Source organism: Alteromonas sp. W364 (assembly GCF_031846205.1).
Lineage (GTDB): Bacteria > Pseudomonadota > Gammaproteobacteria > Enterobacterales > Alteromonadaceae > Glaciecola > Glaciecola blandensis.
The window spans coordinates 286,354-306,164 of record NZ_JAVRID010000004.1 but is presented as its reverse complement, the minus strand read 5'-3'; the positions used below and the strand labels follow the sequence as shown (position 1 = coordinate 306,164).

At 42.6% G+C, this 19,811-nt stretch carries 19 protein-coding genes; 3 read left to right on the top strand and 16 right to left on the bottom strand.

Translation table 11 applies throughout. The features are described 5' to 3' along the window. Window positions 1-26 precede the first annotated feature (26 nt). The 12 genes from RM556_RS08630 to RM556_RS08575 all read right to left on the bottom strand — a co-directional run bounded on the left by RM556_RS08630 (window position 27) and on the right by RM556_RS08575 (window position 12,096). Window positions 27-704 (bottom strand): fumarylacetoacetate hydrolase family protein, encoded by a 678-nt coding sequence (locus RM556_RS08630; protein ID WP_311360683.1) that lies wholly within the window; start codon window positions 702-704, stop codon window positions 27-29. A gap of 8 nt (window positions 705-712) precedes the next feature. After that, the gene (locus RM556_RS08625; RefSeq protein WP_311360684.1) at window positions 713-1,714 is read right to left on the bottom strand and encodes a lytic murein transglycosylase; all 1,002 of its coding nucleotides are present in this window, start codon (window positions 1,712-1,714) and stop codon (window positions 713-715) included. A 47-nt stretch (window positions 1,715-1,761) separates the two neighbouring features. Next, window positions 1,762-2,058 carry a YcgL domain-containing protein gene (locus RM556_RS08620; protein ID WP_311360685.1) on the bottom strand — a complete coding sequence of 99 codons (297 nt, stop codon included), beginning with the start codon at window positions 2,056-2,058 and terminating at the stop codon, window positions 1,762-1,764. After that, window positions 2,039-3,217, bottom strand: a complete 1,179-nt coding sequence (rnd, locus tag RM556_RS08615) for a ribonuclease D (protein WP_311374390.1) — start codon at window positions 3,215-3,217, stop codon at window positions 2,039-2,041. The genes RM556_RS08620 and rnd overlap by 20 nt, the downstream gene beginning before the upstream one ends. Beyond that, the gene (fadD, locus tag RM556_RS08610) at window positions 3,218-4,870 is read right to left on the bottom strand and encodes a long-chain-fatty-acid--CoA ligase FadD (RefSeq protein ID WP_311360687.1); all 1,653 of its coding nucleotides are present in this window, start codon (window positions 4,868-4,870) and stop codon (window positions 3,218-3,220) included. It abuts the gene before it with no gap. Between the two features lie 210 nt (window positions 4,871-5,080). Beyond that, a complete protein-coding gene (locus RM556_RS08605; RefSeq protein ID WP_311374389.1) occupies window positions 5,081-5,941 on the bottom strand; it encodes an alpha/beta hydrolase in 861 nt (286 codons plus the stop codon). 92 nt (window positions 5,942-6,033) lie between these two features. Further along, a complete protein-coding gene (locus tag RM556_RS08600) occupies window positions 6,034-6,702 on the bottom strand; it encodes a Slp family lipoprotein (protein WP_311360689.1) in 669 nt (222 codons plus the stop codon). A 225-nt stretch (window positions 6,703-6,927) separates the two neighbouring features. Further along, on the bottom strand, window positions 6,928-7,260 hold the full coding sequence (locus RM556_RS08595) for a hypothetical protein (RefSeq protein WP_311360690.1): 333 nt from the start codon (window positions 7,258-7,260) through the stop codon (window positions 6,928-6,930). Window positions 7,261-7,276: 16 nt separating this feature from the next. After that, window positions 7,277-7,987, bottom strand: a complete 711-nt coding sequence (gene tsaB, locus RM556_RS08590) for a tRNA (adenosine(37)-N6)-threonylcarbamoyltransferase complex dimerization subunit type 1 TsaB (RefSeq protein WP_311374388.1) — start codon at window positions 7,985-7,987, stop codon at window positions 7,277-7,279. Window positions 7,988-7,990: 3 nt separating this feature from the next. Then, the gene (locus RM556_RS08585) at window positions 7,991-9,904 is read right to left on the bottom strand and encodes an ATP-dependent DNA helicase (RefSeq protein ID WP_311360692.1); all 1,914 of its coding nucleotides are present in this window, start codon (window positions 9,902-9,904) and stop codon (window positions 7,991-7,993) included. Window positions 9,905-10,081: 177 nt separating this feature from the next. Further along, window positions 10,082-11,287, bottom strand: coding sequence for an ABC transporter permease (locus RM556_RS08580; protein ID WP_311374418.1), 1,206 nt, complete (start codon window positions 11,285-11,287; stop codon window positions 10,082-10,084). Between the two features lie 2 nt (window positions 11,288-11,289). After that, window positions 11,290-12,096: an ATP-binding cassette domain-containing protein gene (locus RM556_RS08575; protein WP_311360693.1), complete on the bottom strand. Its 807-nt coding sequence runs from the start codon at window positions 12,094-12,096 to the stop codon at window positions 11,290-11,292. Between the two features lie 219 nt (window positions 12,097-12,315). On the opposite strand from RM556_RS08575, the gene RM556_RS08570 reads away from it, so the two are divergent. After that, window positions 12,316-13,059, top strand: a complete 744-nt coding sequence (locus tag RM556_RS08570; RefSeq protein ID WP_311374387.1) for a YIP1 family protein — start codon at window positions 12,316-12,318, stop codon at window positions 13,057-13,059. A gap of 26 nt (window positions 13,060-13,085) precedes the next feature. On the opposite strand, the gene RM556_RS08565 is transcribed toward RM556_RS08570, so the two are convergent. Next, a complete protein-coding gene (locus RM556_RS08565) occupies window positions 13,086-13,964 on the bottom strand; it encodes a DUF3025 domain-containing protein (RefSeq protein ID WP_311374386.1) in 879 nt (292 codons plus the stop codon). A 107-nt stretch (window positions 13,965-14,071) separates the two neighbouring features. On the opposite strand from RM556_RS08565, the gene RM556_RS08560 reads away from it, so the two are divergent. Together RM556_RS08560 and asnB are read left to right on the top strand one after the other, a co-directional pair. Further along, entirely contained in the window at window positions 14,072-15,727 is a 1,656-nt protein-coding gene (locus tag RM556_RS08560; RefSeq protein ID WP_311374385.1) for a M28 family metallopeptidase, read from the top strand. Between the two features lie 337 nt (window positions 15,728-16,064). Continuing rightward, window positions 16,065-17,741 carry an asparagine synthase B gene (gene asnB / locus RM556_RS08555; RefSeq protein ID WP_311360697.1) on the top strand — a complete coding sequence of 559 codons (1,677 nt, stop codon included), beginning with the start codon at window positions 16,065-16,067 and terminating at the stop codon, window positions 17,739-17,741. Window positions 17,742-17,800: 59 nt separating this feature from the next. On the opposite strand, the gene RM556_RS08550 is transcribed toward asnB, so the two are convergent. From RM556_RS08550 to queE, 3 genes are read right to left on the bottom strand one after another with little or no spacing between them, the layout of a single operon-like run. After that, window positions 17,801-18,697, bottom strand: a complete 897-nt coding sequence (locus tag RM556_RS08550) for an amino acid ABC transporter substrate-binding protein (RefSeq protein ID WP_311374384.1) — start codon at window positions 18,695-18,697, stop codon at window positions 17,801-17,803. Then, the gene (locus RM556_RS08545) at window positions 18,687-19,070 is read right to left on the bottom strand and encodes a hypothetical protein (RefSeq protein WP_311360699.1); all 384 of its coding nucleotides are present in this window, start codon (window positions 19,068-19,070) and stop codon (window positions 18,687-18,689) included. Before RM556_RS08545 ends, RM556_RS08550 begins: the two co-directional genes overlap by 11 nt. A gap of 26 nt (window positions 19,071-19,096) precedes the next feature. Continuing rightward, window positions 19,097-19,777 carry a 7-carboxy-7-deazaguanine synthase QueE gene (gene queE / locus RM556_RS08540; protein WP_311360700.1) on the bottom strand — a complete coding sequence of 227 codons (681 nt, stop codon included), beginning with the start codon at window positions 19,775-19,777 and terminating at the stop codon, window positions 19,097-19,099. Window positions 19,778-19,811: the final 34 nt, after the last annotated feature.

Genomic DNA, 19,811 nt, shown 5'->3' with positions numbered 1-19,811 from the left:
GCGAGTTGTGATTCAAATTATGGAGCTTATTCAGCCAGTAAGACATTGCTAGACAGCTGTATCTTATCATCCAGCGTCAATTGGAGTGAGTCCCCAACTTCAAGTGGCCCTACTCCTTTGGGTGTTCCCGTTAACACTATATCACCTGGGAGCAAGGTAAACACGGCTGAAATCTCAACCAATAAATCAAGCATAGGTCTAAGCATCAATCGAGTATCGCCTGATTGCCTTGTGACACTATTCACGTTTAAGCTGAATTCAAAATGGTCGTCCGCCTTTAAACCCTGCGTTAAAACGAAAGGTGACACTGGACAACTACCATCAAAGGCCTTAGCTCGCTCCCAAGGTTGCCCTTGAGCTTTCAGTTCACTTTGTACATCGCGTAAAGTGAGATCTAATGCCAAGCCTATTCCAGCGATTACATCCCCCGCGTCATTCAGCGATAACTTGCTCGCCCGTTTACCAACTAATAGGGCAATTTCAAGTTCATTATGACACTCGCCAAGACTTTGCGGGATATAAACGGCTTTTTGAACATCACATAAAGCACTTGCTGGCTTCATGAATAACATGGCTTTGTCGGGCACAGCATTGTTTAGTTCTTGAATATGATCAAGGTAGTTTCTACCGACACAAATAGCCTTTCCTACAGGAAGCTCAATCGGCGTACCGTCTAATGTTGTATGTTGATAGTCCACCTGCATGCTTAGCCTTAACTACCTTTTCGAATACGATCAGCTAGGTAACCAACAGAAACGCCAAAATACATAGAGCGATTCCAACGCATCAGGGTATGAAAGTTATTGTAGACCAAGTAAATCCTGCCGTTAATATCATCTGGAAGAATCAGAGAGGCATTTAGATTAACCTGCGGTAAGGCGGTTTCATCGAACCGTGTGACGCCCAAATTTTGCCATGCTTGCAAGGGTAGCATTTTACTTTTTGCTAAACCCGATAGCGCATTAATTTGCGTTTTATCAAAATTATCACTGAGTTTTACCTGACGTCCCCACGTTTGACTGCCATTCCACCCCTCTTGAGATAAAAAGTTAGCGATGGAGGCGAACACATCTTCTGGTGTACCCCATATATCCTTCTTACCGTCACCATCGCCGTCCACCGCGTAAGTTAAAAAAGAGCTAGGCATAAACTGGCTTTGTCCCATTGCGCCGGCCCAAGAGCCAGTAAACTGCTCGACAGAAATATGCCCTTCGTCGAGAATAGTCAAAGCGGCGAAGAACTGACGTTTAAATAATGCTTCACGTCTGCCGTCATAAGCCAGTGATACTAAAGAAGATAGTACCGGGTGCGAACCTTGAATGCGTCCAAAGTTGCTCTCATTCCCCCACAGAGCAACGATAAAACGTTTTTGCACATTGTACTTTTTCGCGACTTTAGTCAGTAAGGCATCATGTTCTTGCAGTTTTTCTACTGCTTGTTTGACCTTCCAGTCCGGCACTCTAGTTTGCAAGTAGGTGTCTAGCGTTAGCTTTTTCTCTGGTTGATTTTTATCCGCAGTCACTACCTTTTCACGTAGCTGAATCGTGGCAAAGGCCTCATCCAGCACCGCTTTGGAATAGCCTTTTTGCTCGGCTTCGAGACGTAAGGAAGCAAGATACTCATCGAAGCTACTCTGTTGCGCTGTGACACACGTGCTCACTGTGATGAATACAATGAATAATAAAAATTTCAGTCCAAGCTGAGTTTGATTCATGAAGAACTCCATAGAGAATAAACTAAATAAGGCGGGCTAATGCACAATTAGAATTTTTTATCGGGTTGATCGCTCAAGCCTTTTTGCCGACGGTGTTTAACCAGCAGACTATCTTCTGTGGGAGGCAACTGTAAATAAAACCCTTTCTCTTTTAGGGCGTCAGCCAATTGCTTCGTATCGATAGGTCCTATTTTTCTGTCTTTATGCATCGGTATCAGCATAACAAAAATAGGCTTACCAAACATATCTAGCAACGCTTGCGGCACATCACTGAAATCAGCTTTTTTCGGGGTATAAAGGTAAGTGTCGGCTTTTTTAGAAGACTTATATACTGCGCAAAGCATTGAATTGTCCTGTATTGTCTTTTGCGAAAAGTGTTTGTAGTTTAGGTACAAACAATGCCTTTCGCCACCCACTTATAATATCAGGTTGGAGTGCCATCGCGTCTAACTCATCAAAATCAAACCAGCACCACTTTAACCACTGATTCAACTGCTTTTTAGATGCCAAGACTTCAGCCCGCGTATTGTTCTCAACAGCTAACTCGTCACATATACGTTTCAATTCAGATAGTGCTTTTTTATAAGCTGAGAAGTCAATCAGTCTTTGAATTCTGCCGGGACAATCAGCCTGCTCAGTAGCACGAGCTTGCATCACAAATTCTAGCAAGGTGTCGCAATGGATCCTCGCTTCTTTCGGTGTTATCGATTGCAACTGAAATAACTTTGCTTTGGTATCTGGCAGCTTCATTGCGACTTCTAGCATAGACTGCTCTCGTAGCACAAAGTTAATGGCCATATCCCTTTTTTGTGCCTGTTCTAATCGCCATGCAGCAATCAATTTAAGCGCTTGGCGTGAGTGAGCACCTAATTTCCAGTTATTTTTTATAGATAAGTAGGCATACTCAGAAGGTAAGTCAGTGCGCTTTTTTTGCGATAAAAAGGCGGATTCAGCGAAAACCCAATCTGTTTGCCCTAAGCTTTCTACCTGCTTTGCCAAGTCATGATAGACCGGCAGCAAATAAAATACATCTGCAGCTGCATAGTGGAGCTGCTCTGACGATAAAGGACGTGCAATCCAGTCAGTGCGAGATTCTCCTTTATCTACATGAACTTCTAATATTTGCTCTACGAGGTTTGCATAGCCCAAAGTTTGCCCCATATCTAATAGATTCGCTGCAAACTGAGTATCATATAAGGGCGATGGAACGACGCCTAGATTGTGCCATAAGGCATCGAGATCTTCAGAACAAGAATGCAATACTTTAACAACGGATTCATCACAAAGAATATTCGAGAATATGCTTAAATCAGCAATGGCAACGGGATCTATCAGAGCTAAATGTTCACCATCATAAACCTGGATTAAACCAAGTTGAGGCACCAATGTTCGCGTTCTGACAAATTCCGTATCGATCGCTAGCGCGCTCGCCGACTTTATCTTTTCGCAGTATTCTATTAGTGCTTTTTGTGTATCGATGTATTCAAATTCAATCAACGCCAATTAGTCTCTTAGTTCACGACGCAGTATTTTACCCACGTTCGTTTTAGGAAGCTCGTCGCGAAACTCTATAGTTTTTGGCACTTTATATCCAGTTAATAAAGACTTACAGTGTTCAATAACTTGCTGCTCGGTAACGTCATCGCTTTTCTTAACCACAAATAATTTCACAACTTCACCCGAGACTTCATGTGGAATACCGATCGCAGCAGCTTCCATGACACCGTCATGCATTGCCGCAACCTCTTCAATTTCATTTGGAAATACATTGAACCCCGAGACCAAAATCATATCTTTTTTGCGGTCGACAATATAGAAAAAGCCGTCTTCATCCATCTTCGCAATATCGCCCGTTGCTAACCAGCCATCTGACATAATTTCGTCAGTTGCTTCAGGACGATTCAGATAACCCACCATGACTTGCGGACCTTTAACAAACATTTCACCGGCTTCGCCTTCAGCAACGTCCTCACCTTCATCGTCAACTAAACGAATATCCGTTGATGGTACAGGCAGCCCGATTGAGCCCTTGTATTCGCTAATATTTGTTGGATTAACTGTTACGACGGGTGAACATTCAGTGAGGCCATAACCCTCAAGTAATACAGTGCCTGTTATCGCCTGCCACTTTTCAGCTACAGGCCTTTGCACAGCCATGCCACCGCCAAGTCCGAATCTGAAATTACTAAAATCCAACTCTGCAAACCCGGGTGTATTGATCAGGCCATTAAATAAGGTATTCACGCCAGTGATGATAGCAAACGGGTATTTATTGAGTTCGCTAACAAAACCCTTCATATCTCTAGGGTTAGTGATCAAAAGGTTTGGACAACCATATTTTAAGAAAGTGAGGCAATTGCTAGTCAAAGCGAAGATATGATAAAGCGGTAATGCTGTCACTACCATGTCTTTGCCGATGGACACCGAACTCTCCAAGGTTCCTGAGACTTGTTCTAAGTTTGCGACCATATTCTGATGGCTTAACATTGCTCCTTTAGAAACACCTGTTGTACCGCCAGTATATTGAAGAAATGCGATATCTGAAGGGAGTACTTTCGGTCTTGAATATGTTTGATTCTCGCCAATAGCCATTGCCTGTGTGAAGCGTTTCGCCTTCGGCAAATCATAATCAGGCACCATCTTTTTGATGTATTTCACTGCAAAATTAACAATCCAACGTTTGGGTGCGGGAAGCATATCAGCAATACTGGTCAACAGAACTTCTTGTACAGGCGTATCTTGAATCACTTTGGCCAATGTATGAGCAAAGTTATCAACTATCACAATCGTTTTAACGTTGGCATCAGTCAGTTGATGCTGCAATTCTCTCGGCGTATACAAAGGGTTCACATTGACAACCGTCATGCCGGCTCTAAGGACACCAAAAAGCGCGATTGGATACTGAAGTAAGTTTGGCATCATAATAGCCACGGCATCGCCTTTCTGTAAGCCTTGGCTTTGCAAGTAGGCGGCAAATTGCATCGATAATACATCTAAGTCTTCAAAAGAAATTTCGTGCCCCATATTGATAAAGGCAGTTTGGTTAGCGTATTCAGTTACAGAAGTTTCAAATATTTCTAAAATAGTAGGCAAATTTGCTACATCTATTTCAGGTTTCATGGCTTTGTCGTAATGCTTTAACCAGACTTTTTCCACATTGATGTCCTTTAAAAAAGTAATGATACGCTGCACTTCGACATAAACAGTCCGGTACAGTCTTATTCTTCTTAATTTGTTTTTTGAATTAACGAGGGTGTCGTGCCCCTACTTAACCCCGTAATACTAAAGGATGATTGCATAAAGATAAACTTTCCTGCTCATTCATCTCATGAATAGGAACTATATTTTATATCAAGCTGGCTATTTTTAATCTGAAATTTTCAACTGACAATGATTCTTAACGATACTCGCTAGTTCGTTAACTGACTCCATGTGCACGTGATGCCCGCCTTTCAAGCTAGTAAGCTGTAAATTTTGAAATAAACCTTGGCGTTCTTTCATTAGCTTTTTCACTTTTTCAAAGCCGCTTTCGCCCAACACAACATGTATGGGACAAAGTATGCTTTTGACGATATTTTCAGCTTGAAGTGATGTTAATCTAATCGACGATTGAGTGCGGAGTCGTTTATCAGTTGTCCACTCTAGATCACCATTGTCCAGTTCTCGAACATTTCGCCTCAAAATAGTCTCTGCATTCATTTCACATAAATCGCTTACTCTCCGCCGCGCTTGAACAATAGAAGCAAAGTCATTTGGTTGTTTTATTGGTTTTGCATTCGCAGCGATACGACTTTCTATCGAACCACGTATTTGTGAAATCGTCGTTGATTCATCTTCGGTCAGTGGTCCGGCAGATTCGATACAAACAAAACTGCTCACTTTTTCAGGGAAACTTGCGCTGTAAATACTCGATATAATGCCCCCAAGCGAGTGTCCAACCAATGCGATCTTGTCCCATCCATTTTGCTCTACTAGATTGTGTAAGTCATTCACGTAATCTAGTAAATGGTAATGCGCATCAGGACTGCGATGAGAAGACAGACCATGGCCCGGCAAATCAATTGCAATCGCATGATATGCTTCTAATTCTGGGAGTAAGGCCGAAAAGCTAGCAGCATTATCCAACCATCCATGGACCAAAATTAGCAATGGCTTTCCCTGATTATTATTGCTTAAGGCAGCGATCGTTTGATTTCCTAGCTCAAATTGTATTTGCTCTATTGGCATGCAAAAAACTCTTGTATAACGTCAAAAATAAAAAAGGCGATAGATTAATCTGATCGCCTTATTTCGAGAACAAGCAAAGCAATAATGCTGAGTTATTTCTCTTGAGTGCCTCTGGCGGGCTGATCTTGCGTAATATCACCCTGAGATGGTCCCACAGGTCGCGATGCTTCAACAGTTCCCGATGCACCATCTTTCACTTTCACGCGAACGGTGCCACTGTGATGATGAAATCCCCAACCTCGGTGATAGCCATAGCGCGGACCAAATGCCCAGTAAGGTGAAAATGGAGAAAAAGAGAAAGCGGTTACTTCGTAATCAACTGTTTTTTTCCACATATGATAACCATCTGCAATCAGCACAGGGTATACATATGCTTGCTCTCCAATCAAACCTTCGGCAGGTTCACCTAGCTCGCCAATAAAGGTCACTAATCGGCCTTTTTCAAATACAAGTGGGTCAATAAAATCACGTACTCTAACTTTAAAACGGCCAGCACTCTCCGATGATAATCTTGGTTTTCCATAATGGTTGTTTGGGTAATGTAGGATTTCGATTTCCGAATAGTCTTTTTTATTGACTACGGCCACAATTTCACCGCCCCAACGGGCTTTTAAACCAACGCCGGCCTGATCGCCATTGACAATCGTCTCATAACTAACGAGTTCAACTTCTTCTCCAATATCGATAGGGTCAGGATAGATAGCGCAGCCACCCAAAGTCAGGGCAAGTGCGGCAATGGAAACTTTGAAAATAGAAGGCATATATTTACTCCCAGTGAGTATTGCATATTAGTCAGTGGGTACTGATTTTTTGTATTTATTTTTTTACATATCGTTGATGTATGTATTTTTTTTCGTCTTTCAACAGCGAGTGAGTCAATAACTGAACACTTAACGAATCACTATTCATTGATACTACTATATCGCAAAATTTGACCAATAAAAGCGACAACAGTTCAGAACAAGATGGCAAACGCGACTTTACGTTTAAGCAAAGATATCGACACCGAGCAGTTGAGAAATATCTTCCCGTTGATTTTGCTTGTCGATGCTTTGATACAATTCGAGCTCTTTCCTGACACGGAGATTGACAGTGTCGTCGTAGTTACTAGTTTGCTTGAAGTCTTCAGCACGCTGAAACACTTCTTCATTTCCAACGACTAATTTTGTTGACTCGAGTTGTTCGCCTTCGATAAGCGCAGCTTTTTGCTGCTCGCTATCAAAGTCTCTGCGGCGCAGCAGTGGCTTATCTTGCGTTGTTTGAACCGCATCTTTGCTAATATAAATAGCACTAGTATTGTTGATATTCGCTGTATCCACTCACTCACCTTTAAGGCTATTCTTTACCTGGCAGCTTTTTCCACGTCACTTTATCTCTCAAATAGGTGGGCGATAAATCGTCTACAGACTTTATATCTCCGGATTCAAGTGACTGCATAGCTATCGACAACATGAACTTTGCGGAGGGATACAGCACCTTAATCGACTCCACTTCACGCTCTTTTTCTTTTTGCTTCAGTTCGTCTGGATATGCGTCCCAGCCTGTCCCTACTTTCCCAATGGTAACACCCTTACTAGTGCTTGTAGTAGCATATTTTTTGAGCGCCTCTGTAGGCGACAACACTGCCTCATCCTGTAAGGCAACTACGACACCGTTCACGACTTCGAAGTCACCCACATAAACTTCAGCCATCCGCGCGTCGATCAATGCATGGGTTCGAGTGAAACCATGTTCTTCATAGTTTTGCTGCGCCATTGCTGCTAATGTTGATACTTCTACCACTGGAAGGTCAGCTCCGAGAGCTAAACCTTGCACGATACCAGTCGCAATACGAACGCCTGTAAAACTGCCCGGCCCACGACCAAATGCAATGACATCCAGCTCCTTGAGCTTGATATTATGCCGTTTTAACAAAGTATCTATCATCGGCAAGACTTTTTGACTGTGTTGCTGCGGACATATTTCAAAAATATCATCTATTTTATTGTCTATCATCAATGCGACAGAGCAGGCTTCAGTGGCAGTATCAATAGCTAAAATTTTCATGGTTTAATCAATCTGTTGTAGGAAGTCATATACAGTTTCTAAACTGCGAGTTCGTTTCATGGCTGGCAGACTACTCAAAAATGTCTGGCCATATTGTTTAGTAACTAAACGATTATCACAAATAACCAATACACCCTTATCGGTTTCATCTCTAATTAAGCGCCCTGCTCCCTGCTTAAGTGTTATGACTGCTTGTGGGATCTGAATTTGAGCAAAAGCATTGCCACCTTGTTTCTTGCAGTCTTCTATTCGCGCTTGAAGCAAAGGATCGTCAGGAGAAGCAAAAGGCAGTTTGTCTATCATTACGCACAATAAGTCATCACCTTTTACATCGACCCCTTCCCAGAAAGCTCCGGTGCCAAACAGCACAGCTTGCTGATCGCGCAGGTACTCGTCTAATAATGCTTGCTTTGTCGTACTTCCTTGAACCAAAATTTGATTTTCAATTTTCTCTTCAACCAGTTCAGCAACCTCTCGCATCATCGCGTGACTCGTGAACAGAATAAAAGCGCGGCCCTTACTAGCATCAATTAACCCACATGCAATATCCACAAGTTTACTCTTGATACTCCTGTCGTTCGGTTCGGGTAAAAAGCGAGGAATACACAATATCGCCTGATTGGCGTAATCAAAGGGGCTATCTAGTGAGAGCGTTTTCGCATTGAAAAGCCCCATCAACTGACGATAATGATCAAAGTTTTCATCTACCATAAGCGTGGCGGATGTAAATACCCATGCAGAGTTCTGAGATTCCATAATCCCAGAAAACTTATCTGCGATACTTAATGGCGTGAGATGCAAAACGACATGTCTTGGCGTAGTTTCATACCATAGACTCACCCCGTTGCTGCTGTCATCGGTCACTTTATCCAAGCGCTCCATGAAGTCGACAATGCGCTCAATCATTAAGTCTAAATCTTTATCTCTGCCTTGCTGAACTATGGCTACTTCAGCCAGTTGCTTCAAGTTTTGCTTTATAATTTCAATCTGTTTAGAGACATCTGTCTCTTTTAATTTTTCCAGCCAATTACCTCGTGCAGGGTTGTGCGGAAAAAGCATGCGTAAATCAGCCATATGCAACTGACACTTTTCAGCAACCTTACCGAGTTGGTCAGCATCTTTCAGCCCAGTTCGCTGTATAGCTATAATATCTTTTGTTAAATCTTGGATCTGCCGACTAGAAATATTCACACCAAAATATTCGCTAGCGATATCTGGTACTTGGTGAGCTTCATCAAAAATCACGACGTCGACTTCAGGCACCAACTCACCAAACCCGGTGTCTTTCAATGCAAGATCAGCAAAGAACAAATGGTGATTGACAACAATCACGTCAGCTTCCATGGCCTTTCTTCTGGCTTGAACCAAGTAACAGTCTTCATAACTTGGGCAATCTTTACCTAAACAGTTATCAACCGTCGACGTAACAATAGGCAAGACTTTGGCGTCTTCCTTAATCGTTTTCAGTTCACCTATATCGCCTGTATTCGTCGTTTCCGCCCATCGACGTACCGAACTAAACTCATTTAACACCTCTTTCTCGAGTAAGGTATTCCCACCGCCATGCTGTGATAAACGATGCAAGCACAAGTAATTTGAACGACCTTTTAGCAAAGCTGTTTTTTTTGTTTTATCTATCGCTTTTTTAACAACAGGCAAATCGCGGTGAAACAATTGTTCCTGCAGGTTTTTGGTCCCCGTAGAAACGATAAATTTCTTTTTTGACAGCAGCGCGGGCGCTAAATAGGCAAAGGTTTTTCCCGTGCCTGTTCCAGCCTCAACAATGAGAGAGCCCTTATCTTTAATGGTATCAGCGACAGCAACTGCCATTTCAGTTTGTGCAGCACGAGGGCTAAAACCTGGAATAACGTCGGCGAGTGGTCCCGGGTTTGAAAAAAAGTCGGCGATATCAATCATTAAAATACAGCTAGATCCATGCAAAAGCGTAAGGGCGAGCATTATGCCAAAGAAAAAACAAATGTACGACTACTCAAGAGGATAGATTTTGCGTCGTGAAGGGAATTTGAAATTGATGACTGGAAACAAAACAGCCCTGTCAGTGGACAGGGCTGTTTATTATTCGTGATACCAAACTTATCTAAACAAGACTTTCTCTTGTTTAAACCAATGGATACAGAATGCTAACAAGCCGCCAGCAATAATTGCTGTTGACCCAAATATAGCAAATAGCTGCACGTAGTCCATGGTGCCTTTAATAAGCTCTTTAATTGCCAATGCGACATTGGTTAATGGCACCCATGCCCAGATTCCTTTTAATTCAACCCCAGGTAACATGGCGAAAATCACAGGAATGATGACAACAAAAACCAAAGGCGTCATATACCCTTGTGCTTCTTTAAATGACCTTGCGTAAATTGATAAGGTAAGTAAGACCGCAGCAAAAATAGCAACCACAGGCACTAACATCAAAAAGACGAGAATAAAGTCAATAGCACCAATAGAAGACATAAACTTCATGACAACTTCGTTTGCCGCACCTTGACTCAGTACGGTCGTCCATATCGCAATACTCAATACTGTCACCAGCGCGGAGGTCACCCCAGCAAAAGCAATAGTAAAAAACTTACCCAATACAATTTTGTTTCTTTCAATGGGTGTGATCAACAATGTCTCGAGTGTGCCTCGTTCTTTTTCACCTGCACCAAGGTCACTGGCTGGCAACATTGCGCCCTGTAAGCACAACATAAAGATAAAGTAAGGAATAAGCCCACCGATATTCTCACCTTGTGTCTCTCGCTCATCAGCAACGTTGACTTGTTCAATCTTAATAGGTTCTAACAGACTTTTTTGTTGCTCTTCGTTTAATGTGAGGTTTTCAAAAGCGACGTTTTGATACTCTTCTGAAAATTCATCCACAATCTTGTTTAACACACTTTCAACGACGGCTAAGCCTGCTTGATTGCGGTAAAGCGTCAGTACAATTTTACCGTTTGTTAGTACATCGCGACTGTAGTTTTCAGGGATTTCAATGACGAAATCAACATTGTCTGCCTTCACATAGGCTGTGATTTCCTCTTTCGTGTCAATATCAGCAGGCAATTCAACTAGTTTAAATTGCTCAACATCGTTGAGTTTCTGAGTGAATTCGCTGCTATATTCACCACCAATAATAGCAAAAGAGCGTTCTTCTGTTTTTGCCCCTTCGACCACTTTAGAGCCAACATAGATAGCTCCCCCAATGATTAAGGGAAACAACAGAATCGGCAGCGCGATCATAAAAAACAAGGTTTTGCGATCTCGAAGGAGCTCTTTAATTTCTTTTTGGAATACTAACCACATCATTATTCTCCCTGTGCCACTGGCTTATTGTTTTTGTTATGTCCAATAGACTCTAAGAATGCCTCATGCAATGAAGGCCCGGCAACGGCCTTGAAGGTATCGAATGTATCATCAAACATCGTCTCACCTTTATCAATGATGGTGACCATATCACATAGCTCTGAGACCTCGTCTAGATGATGGGTCGAGAAGATAACTGGTACATTCTGGCTCTTCAAATCACGAATAAAGTTCAGTACGGTTTGAGTCGCCATTATATCCAAGCCCGTCGTTGGCTCATCCAGAATGACAACCTTTGGCGAGTGTATGACTGAGCGGGCAATAGACGCCTTCTGCTTCATCCCAGTTGAATACGTTTCACTGCGACGATCGAGGAAAGTATCCATATCTAGGCGCTCTGAAAGCTCACTGATACGCTTATCAATTTCTTTCGGACTCATGCCGTTTAGCTGACCGAAGTATGCAATATTCTCACGGCCACTCAAACGCCCATAAAGGCCAGTGCCACCCGACAAAAAACCGATTTGGCGACGCGCTTCTACTGGATTTTGAAGAATATCAATGCCCCCTATTTCAATACTCCCACTATCGGGTTGTAATGCCGTAGACAACATTCGTAAAGTGGTGGTTTTACCTGCACCATTGGGGCCTAATAAACCAAGCACTTGACCATTTTGACAAGCAAAACTCACTTCCTTCACTGAGTGGAAGAATCGTCCTTGCAAACGGGGGTCTTTTTTGTCTTGCTCACTGAGCTTTTTGGGGTTTTCTACTTTGAATTTCTTAGCGAGTTTGTTTATTTCAATCACACTCATGTCCTTATCAAATTCTTGTTATTATTTGGCATGCGAGAGCTTGCCTTATTTTTATACCGCATAGACTAAGTCATATTAGGGTCAAAAGCGAAGGCAAAATACAGTGGTAGGAGCTTTAAATGTTTCAAATTGCTACAAATTCAGTTTTTCGCTTGAGTTGTTTTCCAATACATTGAATACTTTCCATTCAACATACACAAGAACGGACCCCTGATGAGCGAAATGCAAAACGACCACAATAACTCGAACGCAGTTACCAACCCCATACAGGCATGTAACGATATATTCATCCGGCCTTCAGAAGTGTTCAAAGCGCTTGCGGTAAAAGATAACTGGTCGTGGTTACCGTTCATTTTAATCGCTGTGATCAGTTGTCTGCCAGCGTATTTATATTTTGGCGTCATTGACTATTCTTGGTATGTCGATGCGCAATTGAGTGTGCTTGCCCCCAATGCTAGCCCTGCTGAATTAGAAATGCAGAGAAGTTACATGGGTACTGCAGAGTCTGCAAAAAGCAGCGCGCTCTACCTAACACCTGTGATGTTGGTGATTGTTTCTGCTATTTCAGCGCTCTACTATACCATTGTGACCAGAAACGACGACAAGAGTATTCATAGTTTTATGGATTGGTATGGCGTTCAATGGTGGACGATGATGCCATACATTATTGGGGCAGTTGTTTCCTTAGCCATTTTAGTGATGACCGAGCCTGGGAGCCAATTATCACCTTCAGCAATGGCTCCTCTTTCTATGAGCTTTATACTTGGCCTTGATATTACAAACCCTTGGTTAAGTGTGATGAATGAAATACGAGTCGACCGAATTTGGGGCATTATTCTCGGTGCTTCATGCTTGCAACAATGGACTAATTTCAGCCGCAACAAAGCGTATATTGTGGCAACGATACCGAGTATTATCTTAATTGCGTTTTTAACATTGCTCGCGAGCCTACGGTAAGCCTGCCGGCCGAAGCATCCGTATGTCTAAGGTCGGCGCTTCGGCATAAAATATCGCTTGTTGCCGTAAAATGCTAAGGTTTGGGCCTCATAATGCCATCCTGGTACTCCTAGAATTGGCAAGGGATAGAACGGTTTATTTTGCTCAAAAACCGCATTTTCGATTAAGTGCTTGTGCAATAAGTGATCATACTCAACTCGCTGATCCTGCCATGCTCTCAGCTCACCATTTGTTTTCTTACTATCAAGCAAAGACTCTGGTGTAGACACTAATAAGACCTTACCAGTGAGGCCAATAAACGGGTTGAGTAACATCTCATAATTTGCATGGCCGATCACAACAGGCATTATTTGCTTATGCCAGTGCGCTTTTAAAGAGATAAAAATTGCCTCCCAATTCTGCTCTGAAAAGTAGGCATGTAAAGACTTGAGTAAGGTGTCGCCATGAATGAAAAGCACAAGACCGCATTCGTCAAAATGGGTGACGTGATTCCTAACTTTTGTGCGTGGCACAAGCCCATACTTTTTGCTCTGTTCTATATGCAATTGATTCATATAAGCTTTAGTCTTGTTGAAACTTAACCACATAAGACCATTAAAGAAATCGTGCCACGTGCCTGCTCGCGTTGGTATTACATTATCTTCAAATATAATTTCTTCATAATAGCGCGGATCATTGCTCAATTGATCTTGGCAGACAAATCGCTTTTGACAATTCGACTGAGTCTCTTGTGCCACTTTATTTAAATAGGTAGCAGTCAGCAAACTGTCTATTTTGCAGTCAATTCCCTTCCTCTCAATCATTGACGCCTTTATTTGATTCTCAGGCTTCATTTCAGGGGAGTAATAAGAGGCTAATTGATTGAGCGGAGCAGAATTTAAGCGATTTATGTCAGAAAATGTCACGGTTATTGTCTTGTCTAGTTTATTCACGTCAGATGTTTGTTATATTGTGCCACAACAAGTAAGACGATATTCAATAAGTAAGCAAAAATAACAATAAGGAACACGAAATGATTCGACAGAAATCAGGTTTCACTTTGGCATTGTCAGCCGCAATGCTGCTCAGTCTGGGTGCATGCTCACAGCAAAGTGAAGAAGCTGTATCAGAAGCGCCTCAAGCAAACAATTTTGAGGAAGTGTATAACAGTATCAGCACGGAGACCCTCAAACAACATACGAAAACTCTCTCTTCAGATGAGTTTGGTGGTCGTCTACCGACAACGCCTGGCGAGAAGATGACCTTAGATTACCTCACTACTGAGCTTACCAAAGTAGGTTTTGAACCGGGTAACGGAGATAGCTTTTTTCAACAAGTCGACTTAATGCAAATTACTGCATCCCCTGATATGACGCTCACTTTGGGTGAAAATAAACTCGCTTATAAAGAAGACATGGTAGCGGGTTCAAAACGCGAAGTCTCTGAAATCAACTTAAGTGATTCAGAAGTCATTTTCTTGGGCTATGGTGTTAACGCACCGGAATACGACTGGAATGACTACGAAGATATCGATGTGAAAGGAAAAACGGTTATCGTTTTAGTCAACGACCCCGGTTTTGCGAGCCCTGAAGGTGAGTTATTCCAAGGTTCTACCATGACCTATTATGGTCGTTGGAGCTATAAGTATGAAGAAGCCAGCAGACAAGGTGCTGAAGCCGTTTTCATCGTACATGAAACTGCGCCAGCGTCTTATGGCTGGTCAGTTGTTGCGAACAGTTGGAGTGGCCCTCAGTACGGTTTAGTCACCCCAGATGGTGGTGCTAGTCGCGTTGCCGTAGAAGGTTGGATTTCTCGCGAAGCGGCAGTCAAACTTTTTGCCGATGCAGGCTTAGACTTTGATGAGCAAAAAGACTACGCAGCCCAAGGTGCTTATTCAGAGCCACTGAATCTGACAGCATCAGTTACCGTGAAGAACGATTTTGAAAAATCAAAAAGTTATAATGTCCTAGCGACCCTTCCCGGTTCAGAAAAGCCCGATGAGCATATTATCTACACCGCACACTGGGACCACTTGGGTACCGATGAAACTAAAGAAGGTGACCAAATCTATAACGGCGCACACGATAATGCGACCGGCACAGCTGCGATCTTAGCGATGGCAGAAGCCTTTTCAAAATTAAATGAAAATCCGAAACGTTCAGTGAGCATGTTAGTTGTCACCGCTGAAGAACAAGGATTGCTTGGTTCGAAGTATTATGCAGAAAACCCCGTCATCCCTTTGGATAAAACGGTTGCAAACATCAACATGGATGCGATGAATGTGCTTGGAAGAACAAAAGATGTTGCGGTCATCGGCATGGGCAAGTCCGAACTTGAAACCTACCTCGACAAGGCAGTCAAACGCCAAGGCCGTGTATTAACCCAAGAAGACACACCACAAGCAGGCTACTATTACCGCTCTGACCACTTCAGTTTTGCAAAACTAGGCGTACCTGCGTTGTATGCAAAAGGAGGTAGCGAGCCAATTGATGAAGCGACTGCTGACTATCGTAAAAAAACGAATTTAGTTGTTAGAGGGTGTTACCATCAAGTGTGTGACCAATTCCGTGAAGGTTGGGACTTTGGTGGCATTCAAGAAGATACTCAAATGTTGTTTGAGGTCGGTTATGACATCGCAAACTCTGACGATTGGCCAAAATGGGCACCAACAAGTGAGTTTCAGCGATAAGCTGACGACATGAAAATAAGACTTAAATAGCCTCACATGAGGCTATTTTTTTGCCCTTCGGAAATGGCCAAAAAGCCTTACCCTCTTCGATTTTGATTTGTGCATGAATGAAATTTTTTAGTTCCCTCGCTTCATAATAATCATAGCTTGATGCAAGGGCTAACAAATTCCTGCTTTGGCGCAGAAAAGGCTTGCATTTTCTACTCAAAATGGCACATTCAATACCGAGGTAACATAAATAATAATAAACGCGAACATTAGTTCCACATACCTACCTTATATCGACAGAAAACGATAACCCAATCTAATAACCTAGCAAGAAAAGGCGAACCAACCTATGTGTGGTATTTTCGGTATCCTTGATATCAAAACTGATGTGTCTGAGTTGCGCACACAAGCACTCGAATTATCAAAACTTTTACGCCATCGCGGCCCCGATTGGTCAGGCATTTGGCATAATGACAACGCTATTTTATGTCATGAAAGACTCGCTATTGTCGATGTCGATACTGGCGCTCAGCCCCTCATCAGTAATAATGGTAATCAAGTGTTAGCCGTCAATGGCGAAATCTATAATCACAAAGATTTAGAAGCAGGCCTTTCATCACCTTATGAATTCGCGACGAAATCCGATTGCGAAATTATATTGCCTCTATACCAACAAGAGGGCGTTAACTTTATTGATAAGTTAGAAGGTATGTTTGCCTTTGTGCTTTATGACGAAGAAAAGAATACTTATCTGATTGCCCGCGACCACATAGGCATTATTCCACTTTATACCGGTTTTGATGAATTCGGTAACTTCTATGTTGCTTCAGAGATGAAAGCGCTTGTACCGGTCTGTAAGACTGTTCAGGAATTTCCACCAGGACATTATCTCGATAGCACTGACGGGAAACTCGTGAAGTATTACCAACGTGACTGGATGTCGTATGACGCAGTAAAAGATAACGAAACCAACCTAGATGATTTAAAGGCCGCCTTTGAAAAAGCGGTAAAATCTCATTTAATGTCTGATGTCCCCTACGCTGTTCTGCTCTCTGGCGGCCTCGATTCCTCTTTGGTTTCCGCTGTTGCCGCCCGATATGTGGCAAAACGGGTTGAAGATGGTGACCAAAGTGATGCATGGTGGCCTCGACTGCATTCATTCGCAGTTGGCTTAGAAGGTGCGCCTGATTTACTTGCCGCGAAGAAAGTAGCGGACATGATTGGCACTGTCCACCACGAAATCCACTTTACGATCCAAGAAGGTTTGGATGCTATTCGTGATGTGATTTACCACCTTGAAACCTTCGATACTACTACTATTCGTGCAGCCACCCCTATGTACTTGATGACTCGTAAAATTAAAGCGATGGGCATCAAAATGGTGCTATCAGGTGAAGGGTCGGATGAAATTTTTGGCGGTTACTTGTACTTCCACAAGGCGCCTAATGCCAAAGAGCTGCATGAAGAAACTGTTCGCAAACTAGACCGGCTGCATATGTTCGATTGTGCAAGAGCCAACAAGTCGACAAGTGCATGGGGTGTAGAAGCTCGTGTTCCATTCTTGGATAAAAACTTTATGGACGTCGCAATGCGCTTAAACCCACAAGATAAAATGTGTGTCGATGGCCGCATGGAAAAGTGGATATTGCGAAAGGCCTTTGATGATGAAACCTACTTGCCTGCAGAAGTCCTATGGCGCCAGAAGGAACAATTTGGTGATGGCGTTGGTTACTCGTGGATAGACTCTATTCGCGATTTCGTTGAGCAAGAAGTATCTGACCAGCAAATGGCAACAGCTGAATTCCGCTTCCCAATTAACACACCGGACACGAAAGAAGGTTATTATTATCGCACTATATTTGAAGACTACTTCCCACAAGAAAGTGCTGCTAAATGTGTACCTGGCGGCAAATCAATTGCTTGTAGTACGGTTGAAGCCTTAGAGTGGGATGCTAGCTTTAAAGCAGCAGCAGATCCCTCAGGTCGTTCAATGAAAAACGTGCATGGCGGTGAGTTTAAAGGCTAATTGGCCTAAGCAACAGAGTAAACACAAAACGGCATGGGTTCTATTACCTTTGCCGTTTTTTATTGCCTAGCGTCCTCTCTTTTCGCTGCAGACTGAGCAGGTTGATACCAATAATCGGCATCATAGACAGGTGTATTAATGGGTAACAGAGGATTCTCAAGTTCAAAGTGAAGACGCTCATCTAATGCTATTTTGTCTAGCATCTCACCATGATACTCATAAAACAAGGCATCAAAACTGCCATCTTCAATCGCTCTTTGTAAGCCGACCTCAAGCAAGCGAGCCATCGTTACATTACGTTTATTCACAAAAAAGTACATTGCCGTTTTATAATGCAAAGCAACTCCGGGCTTGAGGAGCACGTCTGGATCGGCATTTTCTGCGCTGAGTTCAGGTAATACTTCAATTACAGAGCGCGGGTAAAAATCTGCTTGCTGTCGGGAGATAAGATTAGCCGCTTCTACGTGGTTCTGAGCAGCCAAGACATTGAAGCCATTTGCTTGCAGTATTTTAGTATCAGGCCAATCAACACCTTGCACCGGAGAATAGACAAGAAGTTCTTCCATTGATGTAATTTCTTTTTCATAAAACGGCTTACTTTTATGACTCAATAAGACTCGCCAACCGATAAGGCCCTTAGTAATGGGAATACGAATAGGCAGCAAATCACTTTCTCTTTGCTTGTCAGTCATGCTCCAAACCACATTAACTTCCAAATTTTCTCGCAGCTGTCGCAGTGCTTTGGACTGGTATTTAACTCGAGAAGATGCGCGCATTTCATAGCGCACGCCGGTTTTTTCAAGAGCTAACTTTAATAGAGCCTCAGGATACTTATGGCGCTCATCACCCTCATAGAGTGCACCCGGGTAACTGACGACCCAAGTCGCTGCTTGCACCTTCAAAAAAGCACTACACAATACTAAGCTGGCGATAAACAGTATCTTTTTAGGCATCATCAATAACCACCACAATTATTTTAAGTGCATTGTTTTCATCGGTCCCTAAAGTAAAAGAAAGCTGTATTTTATTCACTTCGGATTCCACTAACAAACCATTGAGATAAAGCTGAGAGAATTTTACCTTTGGCGACATTTGTACTGCTTTTTTTACAACAAACTCTAGTTCTTCACCATCAGCTAGGGAAAGTCGTCGACAATAGTTCATTAACCACTGCTTTAACTCAAGATCTCTATTAAATATGTACTTTTCATTATTGTTCATGACGACGCAGGGGAAATGAAAAAAGGCAAGACTGTCATGAAAGTCCCCTTTGATGAGTAAATTGCACAGTTCTTTTAAAAACAGTTGTTCATTAGGCTGAGGATCCACAAACGCTCCTATTTGATAAGATGATACTACTCGAGTCCAATAAATTTATGAGTTTGCAAAGACAAACGCCAGTTTCGTTGAATGCATGTTTTCACAGCAAAGTCAGTAGCGCGCTTTTGTTGACTGATAGGCTGCAGATAAATCAAAGGTTGTTTGTCCTTAGGCAATAGCGTTAATAATGAATCTAGCTCATCTATGTGCTTTTGCATAGCCACAGGATGTTTTATTTCATTTGCTCTTAGCAATGCGTCTTCCCGCATTTCATAGCCACCCTTCATATTGACCTTTGGAGATACCGTCACCCATGTTTTACTTGAGCACAAAATCTCGAACGTACCACTGGTTTCAATTTGTGTTGTGTAACCCAGTGAATGCGCGAGCTCTGTGAGGTCTCTTAAATCAAACATACAAGGCTCACCACCCGTGATCACGATATGTTTTGCGACATAGCCTTGCTGAGAAAATAAATCGAACAATGATGCTGGAGTGACAGTAAACCACTGTGAGGATTCAAAGTTTTGAGCCATCACGTCTTCTGAACTACTTTCATCTTCTAAATTAATTTGCCATGTATGCTTAGTATCGCACCAAGAACACCCCACTGGACAGCCTTGAAGTCTGACAAATATTGAAGGTGCCCCAGTGTATGAGCCCTCACCTTGCAAAGACTCAAACACTTCATTCACTTTTAAGCTTGCTTGTTGCATATACTCTCTTATTTCTGCATTTCTGTTTGGGATT

What these genes read in the sequence shown, in the direction of transcription:
- RM556_RS08630 (WP_311360683.1), bottom strand. Translation starts at nt 704, where the DNA reads ATGCAGGTGGACTATCAACATACAACATTAGACGGTACGCCGATTGAG.
- RM556_RS08625 (WP_311360684.1), bottom strand. Translation starts at nt 1,714, where the DNA reads ATGAATCAAACTCAGCTTGGACTGAAATTTTTATTATTCATTGTATTC.
- RM556_RS08620 (WP_311360685.1), bottom strand. Translation starts at nt 2,058, where the DNA reads ATGCTTTGCGCAGTATATAAGTCTTCTAAAAAAGCCGACACTTACCTT.
- RM556_RS08605 (WP_311374389.1), bottom strand. Translation starts at nt 5,941, where the DNA reads ATGCCAATAGAGCAAATACAATTTGAGCTAGGAAATCAAACGATCGCT.
- RM556_RS08600 (WP_311360689.1), bottom strand. Translation starts at nt 6,702, where the DNA reads ATGCCTTCTATTTTCAAAGTTTCCATTGCCGCACTTGCCCTGACTTTG.
- tsaB (WP_311374388.1), bottom strand. Translation starts at nt 7,987, where the DNA reads ATGAAAATTTTAGCTATTGATACTGCCACTGAAGCCTGCTCTGTCGCA.
- RM556_RS08585 (WP_311360692.1), bottom strand. Translation starts at nt 9,904, where the DNA reads ATGATTGATATCGCCGACTTTTTTTCAAACCCGGGACCACTCGCCGAC.
- RM556_RS08580 (WP_311374418.1), bottom strand. Translation starts at nt 11,287, where the DNA reads ATGTGGTTAGTATTCCAAAAAGAAATTAAAGAGCTCCTTCGAGATCGC.
- RM556_RS08570 (WP_311374387.1), top strand. Translation starts at nt 12,316, where the DNA reads ATGAGCGAAATGCAAAACGACCACAATAACTCGAACGCAGTTACCAAC.
- RM556_RS08560 (WP_311374385.1), top strand. Translation starts at nt 14,072, where the DNA reads ATGATTCGACAGAAATCAGGTTTCACTTTGGCATTGTCAGCCGCAATG.
- asnB (WP_311360697.1), top strand. Translation starts at nt 16,065, where the DNA reads ATGTGTGGTATTTTCGGTATCCTTGATATCAAAACTGATGTGTCTGAG.
- RM556_RS08550 (WP_311374384.1), bottom strand. Translation starts at nt 18,697, where the DNA reads ATGATGCCTAAAAAGATACTGTTTATCGCCAGCTTAGTATTGTGTAGT.
- queE (WP_311360700.1), bottom strand. Translation starts at nt 19,777, where the DNA reads ATGCAACAAGCAAGCTTAAAAGTGAATGAAGTGTTTGAGTCTTTGCAA.